Annotated in this window: 11 protein-coding genes; 7 read left to right on the top strand and 4 right to left on the bottom strand. The window is 58.4% G+C overall.

Annotated features, from left to right (window positions below):
• The first annotated feature begins 342 nt into the window (after positions 1 to 342).
• Together ALP8811_RS06205 and arsB are read left to right on the top strand one after the other, a co-directional pair.
• Positions 343 to 2,163 carry an extracellular solute-binding protein gene (locus ALP8811_RS06205; RefSeq protein WP_108856274.1) on the top strand — a complete coding sequence of 607 codons (1,821 nt, stop codon included), beginning with the start codon at positions 343 to 345 and terminating at the stop codon, positions 2,161 to 2,163.
• 180 nt (positions 2,164 to 2,343) lie between these two features.
• On the top strand, positions 2,344 to 3,363 hold the full coding sequence (gene arsB / locus ALP8811_RS06200) for an ACR3 family arsenite efflux transporter (RefSeq protein WP_108856273.1): 1,020 nt from the start codon (positions 2,344 to 2,346) through the stop codon (positions 3,361 to 3,363).
• Between the two features lie 3 nt (positions 3,364 to 3,366).
• Here the strand turns inward: arsB and ALP8811_RS06195 are convergent, their stop codons facing one another.
• The gene (locus tag ALP8811_RS06195) at positions 3,367 to 3,993 is read right to left on the bottom strand and encodes a helix-turn-helix domain-containing protein (protein WP_108856272.1); all 627 of its coding nucleotides are present in this window, start codon (positions 3,991 to 3,993) and stop codon (positions 3,367 to 3,369) included.
• A 78-nt stretch (positions 3,994 to 4,071) separates the two neighbouring features.
• Here ALP8811_RS06195 and ALP8811_RS06190 point away from each other — a divergent pair, with 78 nt between their 5' ends.
• The 3 genes from ALP8811_RS06190 to ALP8811_RS06180 are packed head-to-tail and all read left to right on the top strand — an operon-like array spanning position 4,072 to position 7,556.
• Positions 4,072 to 5,616: a class I adenylate-forming enzyme family protein gene (locus ALP8811_RS06190; protein ID WP_108856271.1), complete on the top strand. Its 1,545-nt coding sequence runs from the start codon at positions 4,072 to 4,074 to the stop codon at positions 5,614 to 5,616.
• Between the two features lie 54 nt (positions 5,617 to 5,670).
• Positions 5,671 to 6,339, top strand: a complete 669-nt coding sequence (locus tag ALP8811_RS06185; RefSeq protein WP_108856270.1) for a DsbA family oxidoreductase — start codon at positions 5,671 to 5,673, stop codon at positions 6,337 to 6,339.
• A gap of 5 nt (positions 6,340 to 6,344) precedes the next feature.
• On the top strand, positions 6,345 to 7,556 hold the full coding sequence (locus tag ALP8811_RS06180) for a multidrug effflux MFS transporter (RefSeq protein ID WP_108856269.1): 1,212 nt from the start codon (positions 6,345 to 6,347) through the stop codon (positions 7,554 to 7,556).
• An 83-nt stretch (positions 7,557 to 7,639) separates the two neighbouring features.
• Here ALP8811_RS06180 and betB read toward each other — a convergent pair whose 3' ends face one another.
• From betB to ALP8811_RS06165, 3 genes are all read right to left on the bottom strand, one after another.
• Positions 7,640 to 9,094, bottom strand: coding sequence for a betaine-aldehyde dehydrogenase (gene betB, locus ALP8811_RS06175; protein WP_108856268.1), 1,455 nt, complete (start codon positions 9,092 to 9,094; stop codon positions 7,640 to 7,642).
• Between the two features lie 164 nt (positions 9,095 to 9,258).
• Positions 9,259 to 10,020, bottom strand: a complete 762-nt coding sequence (locus ALP8811_RS06170) for an RlmE family RNA methyltransferase (RefSeq protein ID WP_108856267.1) — start codon at positions 10,018 to 10,020, stop codon at positions 9,259 to 9,261.
• Positions 10,020 to 11,132 (bottom strand): Ppx/GppA phosphatase family protein, encoded by a 1,113-nt coding sequence (locus ALP8811_RS06165; protein ID WP_108856266.1) that lies wholly within the window; start codon positions 11,130 to 11,132, stop codon positions 10,020 to 10,022. The genes ALP8811_RS06170 and ALP8811_RS06165 overlap by 1 nt, the downstream gene beginning before the upstream one ends.
• A gap of 294 nt (positions 11,133 to 11,426) precedes the next feature.
• Here ALP8811_RS06165 and ALP8811_RS06160 point away from each other — a divergent pair, with 294 nt between their 5' ends.
• Positions 11,427 to 11,723 carry a virulence factor gene (locus ALP8811_RS06160; RefSeq protein ID WP_108856265.1) on the top strand — a complete coding sequence of 99 codons (297 nt, stop codon included), beginning with the start codon at positions 11,427 to 11,429 and terminating at the stop codon, positions 11,721 to 11,723.
• Positions 11,724 to 11,749: 26 nt separating this feature from the next.
• Entirely contained in the window at positions 11,750 to 12,688 is a 939-nt protein-coding gene (locus ALP8811_RS06155) for a methylenetetrahydrofolate reductase (RefSeq protein WP_108856264.1), read from the top strand.
• Positions 12,689 to 12,693: the final 5 nt, after the last annotated feature.

Genomic DNA, 12,693 nt, shown 5'->3' with positions numbered 1-12,693 from the left:
CTTATCCACAAGGTAAAATCTGTTGCGCTGCAGCATAGCGCAAGGAATCCAAGGCACCAGTGCTTTCACGACAGAAGACGACATTGTGGAATCACCCGATTCTTCATCCCGTCGCGATGCGTTCTGCAGGATCGGCCCCGCCCGGAATCACCATAAAAAAAACGCCCGCACAAGGCGGGCGCAAAGTTATTGAGGCAGGTTTCATACAGGCAAGAAACCTATCGAGCAGTGCATTCTTTATAAGCGGTTCAGCGCCTTTATCCAAGCTAAAAGTTTGAAAAGGCGGATTTCCACCTCTAGTGTTTCGCTAAACAAATCAGGGACGTGAAGGATTGTTTCGCAATGAGAACAAATATACCCCAGAAGCTTCGCGGGATGGTCGCAACAGGCATTGTGACGCTTTCGTCAGTGCTGGCAGCACAGGCAGAACCGCAACACGGCATAGCCATGTATGGCGAACCCGCCCTGCCCGCTGACTACACCGCACTGCCTCATGTGAACCCTGACGCACCCAAAGGAGGTCGCATCGTTTTCGCGGAGTCCGGAGGATTTGACAGCCTGCATCCCTATATCCGCAAAGGCAGCACCCCATGGCAGCTTCGATTCTTGCTGGCCGAAAGCCTGATGGGCCGCAGCTGGGACGAACCCTTTACGCTGTATGGCCTGCTGGCTGAAACCGTTGAAACCGACGACGCCCGCACGTGGGTCGAATTCACTCTACGCGAAGAGGCGACATTTTCCGATGGCACGCCCCTCACCGTGGAAGACGTGATGTGGTCTTACGAGACGCTCGGCACTAAGGGCCATCCACGCTATCACGGAGCGTGGAACAAGATCGAAACGATGGAGCAAACCGGCCCGCGCTCGGTCAAGTTCACCTTCAACACCGAAGACCGCGAACTGCCTTTGATTTTGGGGATGCGCCCCATTCTGCAGAAAGCACAGTGGGAGGCCGCAGATTTCGACGCATCAGGTGTAGACGTGCTGCCAATTACCTCTGGCCCTTACGTGATTGGCGAATTTGAACCCGGCCGCTATCTGACCCTGAAGCGTAACCCGGATTACTGGGGCAAAGACGTGCCCTTTATGAAAGGTCAGGCCAATCTGGACGAAATCCGATTTGATTATTACGGCGATGGTGGTGTGACCTTCGAGGCGTTCAAAGCGGGCGAGGCCAATACCCACCGCGAAACAAACGCCCACAAATGGGCCACGCAGTTCAACTTCCCGTCTGTGCAGTCGGGCGACATCGTTCTGTCGGACGTCCCGCATCAACGCCCCACGGGCATCAAAGGCTATGTGATGAACACCCGCCGCCCGGTGTTTCAGGACATTCGCGTGCGTGATGCGATGATCCATGCGTTCAACTTCGAATTTATCAACCAGACGATCCACGGCAACACGAAACGCCGCATTCTGTCCTATTTCCATAACTCGGTTCTGGGCATGGCGCCCGGAGAGGAAGCCCAAGGCAAGGTACGTGCCCTGCTGGACGGACTGGCGGATGATCTACCCCACGGCGCAATCGAGGGCTACAGCCTGCCCGAATCCGACGGCTCGGAACGCAACCGCGCAGGTATCCGCACAGCCATGGGCCTGATGGAAGAGGCCGGCTGGACCGTGCAGGATGGCGCCATGAAAAACGCCGCGGGCGAGCCCTTCACTTTTGAAATCCTTCTGAAGTCCGGCGCGGATGAGAACCGGCAGGAAATCGAGATCTTCTCGGCCGCCCTTTCGCGTCTTGGGATCTCGCCGACAATCACCTCGGTCGATTCTGCGCAGTACAAGGAACGCACCACCGCGTTCGATTTCGACATGGCCTATTACTGGCGTGGCTTGTCGTTGTCTCCGGGCAACGAACAGAAGCTCTATTGGGGCGGCGAGAGTGCGGACACGGACGGTTCGCGCAACTGGATGGGTGTGAAGAACCCCGCCATCGATGCGCTGATCGATGCCATGCTGACGGCCGAGGATCAGGGGGATTTCCGCGCCGCCGTAAAGGCTTTGGACCGTGTCCTGACCGCCAGCCGCTTCGTCATTCCGCTGGGGTATAGCGACAAATCGCACATCGCCCACGCCAAGGAACTGCACTTCCCCGATCGCGTTCCGATGTATGGCGACTATCTTGGCTTCCAACCCGAGATCTGGTGGTACGAGGAATAAATACGTTTCCACATTGTGTTAGCGAAACATGATGTGGAAACGTTGCGCACCCCATTAAGCTTGTGGGCGTTTCCAATTCTTGTTGTGATCCGACAAAAACTGGAAACGCTTTAAACTTGAACTGACTTCGGGCGGCGGCTAGGCATCGCAGAACGCGATCATCTGCCGCCCGGAGGTCACATGGGTATTTTCGAACGCTTTCTGTCCGTCTGGGTAGCCTTGTGCATCATTGCGGGCGTTTTACTGGGCAACCTGATGCCCGGTCTTTTCCAAACCATCGCAGCGCTTGAGATCTCGAAGGTGAACCTTGTGGTCGCCGTGCTGATCTGGGTCATGATCTATCCGATGATGGTGCAGGTCGATTTCGCCTCGATCAAAGATATCGGCCGCCGCCCCAAGGGGCTGGTTCTGACGCTGGTGATCAACTGGCTGATCAAACCCTTCACCATGGCAGCACTCGGCTGGCTGTTCTTTCGCGTGATCTTTGCCGGTCTTGTCGAACCCGAAACCGCCAATGAATACATCGCAGGTATGATCCTATTGGGCGTGGCGCCGTGTACGGCCATGGTCTTTGTCTGGAGCCAGCTGACCAAGGGCGATCCGGCCTATACGCTGGTGCAGGTCAGCGTCAACGACGTGATCATGATCTTCGCTTTCGCCCCCATCGCGGCCTTCCTTCTGGGCATCTCGGACGTGACTGTCCCGTGGGAGACGTTGCTCTTGTCCGTGATCCTCTACGTGGTCCTGCCGCTGGCAGCGGGCGTCGTGACGCGCGCGCGTCTGGCCAAAAAAGGACCGGCCGCGCTGGACGGGTTCCTGGCCCGTCTGAAACCGTGGTCGGTCGTCGGGCTGCTGGCCACTGTCGTGCTGCTCTTTGGATTTCAGGCGCAGACCATTCTGGCCAAACCGCTGGCGATTGTCCTGATTGCTGTGCCGCTTCTGATCCAAACCTATGGGATCTTCGCCATCGCCTATGGCGCGGCGAAAGCGATGAAGCTGCCGCACAACATCGCAGCGCCTGCCTGCATGATCGGCACGTCGAATTTCTTTGAGTTGGCTGTGGCTGTAGCGATTTCGCTTTTCGGCCTGAACTCGGGTGCTGCGCTGGCCACAGTTGTCGGCGTGCTGGTCGAAGTGCCTGTGATGCTGTCGCTGGTCGCTTTCGCCAACCGCACCCGTCACTGGTTTCCGAACGCCTAACCCTTAGGTCAGCGAGGTCACCCACAGGATCAACGCGTCCTCTTCGCTGACCGAAATCACGTTATGTCCCATCGAGGCATCGTAATAGGCGCTGTCCCCGCGACGCATCTCGACCGGTTCATAGAACTCGGTGATCAGACGCACAGCCCCGGTCAGGACATACAGAAATTCCTCGCCATCATGGCGGACCCAGCCGTCAAATTCGTCGAACGAGCGGGCACGGACGCGCGCACGGTAGGGCAGCATGGATTTCTTGGTCAGAGCACCCGCCAGCATCTCGTGTTCATAGGTCGTGGTGGGATGCGATGCGCCCTCGCCCGATTTGGTCACGGCCATACGGCCCGACACCTGCGCCGATTTGGGCGCGGTGAACAGTTGAGGCACCGAAATCTCAAGCCCGACAGCCAGTTTCTTCAACGCCTCATAGGTGGGCGACATCTGGCCGTTCTCGATCTTGGACAGGGTCGAGCGCGCAAGCCCCGCCTGCCCCGCCGCCTGTTCCAGCGTCCAACCACGTGATTTGCGCAACTCGCGCACGCGCTCGCCCAAGTTCAACGGATTGGGGTCGGGCAGGTCTTCCCCGGTTTCGCGGGCAAGTTGGATCAGGCTGGGTTGGTCTGCTTTCGTCATGCCCCTTGAATACAGACAATCTGTGATGATGCAACCGCGCGGCTTGCATCCGAGGCCATCCCTTGGCACATCAGGACGATGATCTCGGAACTGACACCCACAACGCCGCTCGCGCCGGCACCTTCGCCCTTCAACATGGCCGGGTACGTGCTGCAACATGCAGAACGGCTGGGCGACAAGGTGGCTTTGAAGATCGTATCGGCGGGCTCTGATGACGGTTCGACATGGACCTATGCACAGCTTGAACGCGCAGTTCTGGGCGTGGCGACAGGTCTATTGGACCAAGGCCTACAGCCCGGGGATCGCGTGCTGCTTCGGCTTGGCAATACTGTGGACTTCCCGCTGGGCTTTCTGGGGGCCATTGCTGCTGGTCTTGTCCCAATTCCCAGCTCTTCACAGCTGACCAAGACCGAGATCACGCGCATGGCCGCGCTGGTCACCCCGTCCCTGATCATCGCAGACCCAGGTATCGCCCTGCCCGATCCAGCCCCTTGCCCGGTGATCGATACCGAAACGCTGCATGGCTTCACCGACCTGCCCCCAGCGCCATATCACCAAGGAAGTCCAGAACGGCCCGCCTATATCATCTTTACTTCGGGCACATCGGGACAAGCACGCGCCGTTTTGCACGCCCACCGGGCCATCTGGGCGCGCCAGATGATGTGGCATGGCTGGTATGGGATCACGACCGAAGACCGCGTTATGCACGCGGGCGCTTTCAACTGGACTTACACGCTGGGCACCGGGCTCATGGATCCGTGGTCTGTCGGGGCGACAGCACTCATCCCGGCGGCTGGTAGCACGCCCGATGACCTGTCCGCGCTGTTACAGCGTGAAAGCGTCAGTATTTTCGCCGCCGCCCCCGGCGTGTATCGCCAGATGCTGAAACGCGACCTACCCCCGCTTCCCAATTTACGCCACGGGTTGTCGGCGGGCGAGAAGCTTCCTGAAATGACCCGCACACGGTGGGTGGAGCAGACCAACACCCCCATTCACGAAGCGTTCGGCATGTCCGAATGCTCGACCTTCATCTCTGGATCTCCCACGCGGCCCGCGCCGGATGGGGCGCTGGGCTTTGGACAGGCCGGGCGGCATTTGGCTGTATTGGATGGCGACGGCATACCCGTGCCTTTAGGCTCCGCTGGTACGCTCGCCATTCACCGCAGCGACCCCGGCCTAATGCTTGAGTATCTGAATGCCCCCGAGGCCACAGCCGCGAAGTTTCACGGAGACTGGTTTTTGACTGGTGATAGTGCCTCGTTGTCCCAGACCAGCGCGTTCATCTATGAAGGGCGGTCTGACGACATCATGAATGCCGGCGGGTATCGTGTTTCCCCAATCGAAATCGAAGCCGTCATTGCCCAACACCCGGGCGTCAGCGAAGCCGCCTGTGTTGAAGTTTCCGTGAAGGCGGATGCAAGTGTTATCGGATGCTTCTATATCCCTACAGATGCCCCCCTATCCGATGACGAGCTGTCCCGACATGCCCATGCCCTTTTGGCCCACTATAAATGCCCACGGCTGTTCAGGGCCGTCGATGCTCTGCCAAGGTCCACCAACAACAAGCTTTCACGAGCGGCATTGCGCCTGTCGGTTGATGATCATAACAATGAAGTCACCTGACCTCTTCCCAAAGCTATCAATCCCAGATAGAGCTAACCTCCATAGGAGTATCGTATGATCCGTCTGGATATTTTCTCTGATCCGATTTGCCCCTGGTGCTATATCGGAAAAACGAGGCTTGATTACGCATTGGAAACACGCCCTGACCACCCTTTTCAGGTTCATTGGCACCCATTCCAGCTTAACCCGGAAATGCCTCCAGAAGGCATGGATCGACGCACCTATTTGGAAAACAAATTTGGCGGACAAGAGAAAGCCGTTAAGGCCTATTTGCCGGTGATCGAAGAAGCCGCAGCATCGGGTGTCGAGATTAACCTGGAAGCGATCAAGCGTACGCCGAACACGATGAACGCCCACCGCGTGATCCATTGGGCGGGGCTTGAAAGCAAGCAGAATGCCGTGGTTGATCGCCTGTTCCGTGCCTATTTCGTGGAAGGCCGCGACATCGGCGAAAATGATGTGCTGTGCGATGTTGCTGCGGGTGCAGGAATGGATGGCGAAATGGTGGCGCGTCTGTTGTCCTCGTCTGCCGATGCAAGCGACCTTTTGGCCCGTGATATGGATGCGCGCAGCAAAGGTGTGAACTCAGTCCCGACCTTCCTGATTGCAAACCAGCATGTGGTGCCCGGCGCACAACCCATCAAGCTGTGGCAACAAGTCATTGATGACATCACCGCCCAGTTGGATGCTGATGACGTTCAGAGTGGGACGCCTCTTCAGTGAGGATTATGACGAACCCTCCAGTCAAGCCATTGCGCTTGCGGGAATACGTGTTGCTGATGGCAGCCTTGTTTTCGATGGTGGCGTTCTCGATTGACTCGATCCTGCCAGCCTTGCCCGAAATCGCCTCGCTGCTGGTCCCTGAAGATGTAAACCGCGCGCAGCTTCTGATTAGTTCCTTTGTAATCGGAGCAGGCGCTGGTCAGCTGATCTTCGGCCCCCTGTCAGACTCGATCGGACGACGTTGTTCCCTGGCGCTGGGCATGCTGCTTTACATGGCTGCGGCCTTCGCAGCCCTCTGGGCACAATCGCTCGAGGCCCTTCTGTTCTGGCGCTTTGTACAGGGCATGGGCGCCGCTGGCCCGCGCACCTGTGGCATGGCGATGACCCGCGACCTCTATGAAGGCCGGCAGATGGCGCGGGTCAACTCGATGGCCTTTACCTTCTTCGTCCTCGTCCCAGCTGTGGCGCCGTTGATCGGACAATGGGTGGTTCTGGGCTTTGGCTGGCGGCATATGTTCACCACTTATATCCTGCTGGCCATCGCCATTCTGACATGGTTCCTTCTGCGCCAGCCCGAAACACTGGCACCAGAACGCCGGCGCCCGCTGTCTCCGCGACCGACACTGGAAGCCTTTGCAATCGTTATGAAAAGCCGTGTCACGCTACTGTACATGGCAGTGATCACCTTCGCGTTTGCCCAGTTGATGGCGTTCATCAGTTCCGCCCAGCAGATCTTTGTCGATGTGTTGGGTGCAGGTGCAAAGTGGCCGGTCTATTTCGCTCTTATTACGATCTTCTCGGCCGCCTCTGGCCTTTTAAACGCGCGTTTGGTGATGCGGATCGGCATGCGCCGCTTGGCTCAAGCGGGTTTTGCCACACAGACGGTTCTGGCAGGGCTGACCCTGACCATCTGGTGCATGTACGAGCCGCAAGGAAACAGTGCGCTGATCATGTTTTGCCTGTGGGCCTCCACCTTGTTCTTCCTAAATGGTCTGAGCTTTGGAAACCTGAACGCGCTGGCCATCCAGCCCCTTGGACATGTTGCCGGGACCGCAAGTGCGCTCATTGGCGCGCTTCCGACTATGGCCGCGATTGCGATCGCCGCGCCCATCGGACTTGCCTTCAACGGCACACCCCTGCCCCTGATGACCGGCGTCACGATCTGTTCCGGTCTGGCACTGGCGCTAATGCAGTTTGATCGCAAGAACGACCACTAACCCTGCCCAGTTCAGGTCTCACTTCAAAAAAAAGCCGCCCAAACCATGTGTCTGAGCGGCTTTTATCGTTTCTAGTCTGTGACTTAGAACGGCGCTTCCAGATCGCTTAGACGGACATAGACCGTCTTCAGCTCGGAATAATGTTCGATCGCCGCTTTCGAGTTTTCACGCCCCACACCCGATGCCTTCGAGCCACCAAAAGGCGCTTCAACCGGCGCGTCGTTATACGTGTTGATATAGCAGGTGCCCGCCTCGAACCCGGCAACCACGCGATGCGCGCGGGTCAGGTCATTGGTAAACACGCCTGCGGCCAAACCGAACTCGGTATCATTGGCACGGGCCAGGACTTCATCCTCGTCATCGAAGTCCAGAACCGACATGACAGGTCCGAAGATCTCTTCACGGGCGATGGTCATGTCGTCGGTCACATCGGCAAAGACGGTGGGCTGCAAATAGAAGCCCTCGCCATCAATGCGCGCACCGCCAAAGGCCAGACGTGCGCCCTCTTCCTTGCCCTTTTCGATGTAGTTCATGACGATGTTCAACTGCCCTTCGCTAACCATCGGCCCGAATGAGGTTTCCGGGTCCAGAGGATCACCGATAACCGCATTTTCCAGACGTTCGGCCAGACGCTTCAGGAAGGCTTCCTTGATACCTTTCTGAACGAACACGCGAGTCCCGTTCGAGCAGACCTGCCCCGACGAATAGAAGTTGCCCAAAATGGCACCCGATACGGCGTTCTCTACGTCGGCGTCATCAAAGATGATCATGGGGGACTTGCCACCCAGCTCCATCGTGACATGCTTCATGCCAGCAGCGGCCGCGGCATAAACCTTGCGCCCCGTCGGCACCGATCCCGTCAGCGAGACTTTGGCAACGCGCGGGTCTGTGACCAGCGCTGCGCCCACATCGCCATAACCTTGAATGACGTTGAAAATACCTGCCGGTGCGCCGGCTTCAATCATGATCTCGGCCACTTTCAACGCGGACAGCGGTGTGGTTTCAGACGGTTTGAAGATCGAAGTGTTGCCGCAGGCCAGCGCAGGGGCGGCTTTCCAGCAGGCGATCTGGGTCGGATAGTTCCACGCCCCGATGCCCACGCAGACGCCAAGCGCTTCGCGGCGGGTATAGACGAAATCTCCGTCCGGCATCTGGATATGCTCACCCGTCAGCGACGCGGCCAGACCTCCGAAATACTCCAACGCATCCGCGCCCGAGGTCGCGTCCGCCACGCTGGTTTCCTGATAGGGCTTACCGGTGTCCAGTGTCTCGAGCACCGACAGATCGTGGTTGCGTTCGCGGATGATGTCGGCAGCGCGGCGCAGGATGCGGCCACGCTCGGTCCCGGTCATGGCTTCCCAATCGGCCTGTGCGGCCAGCGACGAGGTGATCGCCTGTTCGATGATCGCAGGCGTCGCGGAATGTAGTTTTGCAATGACCTCGCCGGTGGCGGGGAAGATCACGTCAATTTCGGCCCCGGCGGTGTCTTCCACGTAAGCGCCGTTGATGAAATGGCTGGCTTGAGGTTGTGCGCGCATATTGCACCTTTCCAGTTTGCCCCGGCGATCTGGCAGGGCGTCAGTTCAGTTTGATCCGGTTGTGCCAGATGTGACGAAGGGCTGCTATTCAAAAGACGACAGACTAAGGGCAGAGCGCGCCTTGCAGCGCGACCCTCGTCGTTAGAATTGCGCCCAAAAAGGGATCAGCCCTTGTAGTCCATGGCAACGACAAATTTTTCCGAGCTGTCGGATCGGCTGGAGGGCGGTTTCACGTTCATCACCTTGTTGAACTTCGTCTTCAACAGCTTCTGAAGCTCACCCTCGGCCCCACCTGCAAGCACTTTGGCCACAAATGTACCGCCTTCATCCAGCACGTCGAAGGCGAAATAGGCCGCCGCTTCGCACAGCGAGATGATACGCAGGTGGTCCGTTTGCTTGTGGCCGGAACTGGACGCGGCCATGTCCGACATGACCACATCCGCCTTGCCACCCAACCAATCGCGTACAACCTGATCAGCATCTTCGTCCATGAAATCCAGCTGTTCGAAGCGGGCACCTGCCAGCGGCTCGACCTCTTGCAGGTCCACACCCAGATAGGTGCCGACGCGTTTGCCGGATTTCTCGCCCAGTGCATTGATGCGGGGCACGGCGACCTGCGCCCAGCCCCCCGGCGCGCAGCCAAGGTCCACCACGCGAGCACCATTTACGAGGAACCGGTATTTGTCGTCCAATTCCATGATCTTATAGGCCGCACGACCGCGAAAACCTTCGGCCTGAGCACGCTGCACATACGGGTCATTCAACTGACGCTGCAACCAACGTGTCGACGAACTGCGTCGGCCCCGTGCGGTTTTCACCTTCACGGTCAGATCGCGCTGTCCCCGGCCCGAGCTTTTGCGCGTGCGTTTTGAATACTTGTTGCCGCCCCCTTGGGGGCCGTCGGAATTACCATCGTTTTGAGACATTAGAATGGTCCGCCTTCCAACACACCGTCCAAGGACATTTGAGAATAGAGGATACCTTCGCGCAGACCACGATCGGCGACGCTTAGGCGATCGGTCGGCCAGACGCGCAAAAGCGCCTGCAGAATGGCCGAGCCGGACATGATCAACGATTGCCGATCTCGTCCAATATGAGAATTTATGCGTCGCCCTTTCGGACCCATGGCTAGATAGCCTTGGATCACGCGTTCAATCTGCTCGGACGTCATACGCAATCCGTCCACGCGGGTCCGGTCATAACGACGCAAACCCAGATGGGTCGCGGCAACGGTCGTAACCGTGCCCGAGGTGCCGATGATCTGGAACCCTTCGCGTGGGGGTTCGTGGTGGAACGGACTGAAATCGGCCAGTTGCTCTTCAAAATGGACCGACATCAGGGCATAGCGCCCGGCATCGTCTTCCACATCGTCAAACATCTCGCGCAATGTCGCCACGCCCAGCGGGACGGAAATCCAGTCCACGACGCTGGCGGCCGGGAAGTCACCCACCCCGCCTGAGAAGCCACGCCCCATCCGCATGATGGATTGTGCGCGATCCAACGGGGGGACCTTCGACAGGTCGATCCAGACAAGTTCTGTCGAACCGCCGCCGATATCCACCACCAAAAGCTGCTCGGTCTTGGTCGAGACCAGGGGCGCGCAGGACACCACGGCCAGACGCGCTTCTTCCTCGGGCTTGATGATTTCCAGATCCAGACCAGTCTCGCGACGGATACTGGCCATGAAATTCTTGCCGTTGGTCGCACGGCGGCAAGCCTCGGTCGCGACAAGGCGCATCCGTTTCACATCATGCTTGATCAGCTTCTTGCGGCAAATACGCAGCGCCTGAATGGTGCGCGACATCGACGAACGGCTAAGCCGCCCGGATGCTTCCAGACCACGGCCCAGCTGCACCGACTTCGAGAAGCTGTCCACGACATGAAACTGACTGCCCTTTGGTTGGGCAATCAGCATACGACAACTGTTTGTGCCGAGGTCCAGAGCCGCATACAGGCTGGCTGGATCCACGGGGGATGGCGCGGGGGCTACTACCGCTTTCGGGAACACGCCCGCACCTTCGGGACGCTTGGGCGTCATAGGTCACGCCCTCCATTTTCAAGTTACCTTTAAGATAGGGTGCATGGCCGGTGCTGGCAATCCCTGCAAGGCGGCAAATGTAACACTCGCATGTCATAATCAACATGAAAGGATTTCACGGCGGACGGCATGGCCTGCGCCGCTCATTTTCCGTATTCCAAGGGGGCGGATCGTTTGAACGTGAATTCGGTTGGGGCTTCGAAGTCGCTTGTGAAACGCGGCGTGTCGAAAACCGACACAAGCCAACCGGCAAGCGCGCTTACGAATAGAGAACGAAGAACAGGGAGAATCGCAATGCCAGACGTCACCATCGTTTATTGGAGGGACATTCCCGCCCAAGTGATCGTCGGCAAAGGACGCCGGGGAAGCAAAGCCCCCCTGCCCGAGCGGTTCGAACAGGCCATTGACCGGGCCGCCATGAAAGTGAACGCGAAAGACAGCGACGCTTATCTGGCGGAATGGCGCAAGGCTGAACCTTTTTCTGTCGAAGGTGACCCGCAAGAAATCGCGACGGCCGAGGCTGCGCGCTTGGATGCGGAATATGACAAAGAGCGTCTGGTCGCTCTGATTGGCAACGACGGATGGGCTTGATCCCACCCTCTATCAAGGAGGCAGCCATGGCGCTGTTAAACTTCCGCAAGAAGCCGACCGATGGTCAGGCCAATGCCGCATCCCCCGAACTTCAGGCCTTCCTGAAGGGCTATTCGATCGAAATCATGCCCCGCACGGCTGGCAAGGTCGAAGACTTCCGTGACCTTCTGCCAGAAGGCACGCGGGTCTATATCGCCCATATCGAAGGCACGCCGATTGAAGACATGGTCGCCACCGCCAAACGCGTCAAAGAAGAAGGCTTCGACGTGATGCCCCACTTCCCGGCGCGCATTATCAAAGACAAAGCCACGCTGGCCGACTGGATTGCCCAGTATCAGGGCGAAGCCGACGTCAAGCAGGGCCTGATCCTTGCAGGCGGCGTAGCCCAGCCGGTTGGCGAATTCGACAGCTCGATGCAGCTGCTGGAAACTGGCCTGTTCGATCAGGCGGGATTTACCCATCTGAACGTCGCAGGTCACCCCGAGCCAAACTTGGACATCGACCCCAAGGGCGGTCGCGCCAACACCTATGCGGCGCTGGACTGGAAACAAGAATTCTCGAAACGCACCGACGCCGAGATGGCGCTGGCCACTCAGTTCTGCTTTGAAGCCGAACCGGTCATCGCATGGGCCAATGAATTGGCCGAGCGTGGCATGAACCTTCCGATCCATATCGGCATCGCGGGTCCGGCCAAGCTTCAGACCATGATCAAGTTCGCCATCGCGTGCGGTGTCGGTCCCTCTCTGAAAGTGCTGCAAAAGCGCGCCAAGGACGTGTCGAAGCTGCTGCTGCCGCATGAACCGAACGACGTTCTGAACGATCTGGCGCTGCACAAGGCCGCCAACCCCGACTTCAACATCACCCAAGTGCACTTCTTCCCGCTGGGCGGGATCAAGACCAATGCCAACTGGGCCATCGAGCATGGCGGAGACAACACCGCCCACGTGAACGCGACCAAAGGATAATCAAG

Origin of the sequence: Aliiroseovarius pelagivivens, assembly GCF_900302485.1 — a bacterium.
Taxonomy (GTDB): domain Bacteria; phylum Pseudomonadota; class Alphaproteobacteria; order Rhodobacterales; family Rhodobacteraceae; genus Aliiroseovarius; species Aliiroseovarius pelagivivens.
This window is presented reverse-complemented; position numbering and strand designations above follow the sequence as displayed.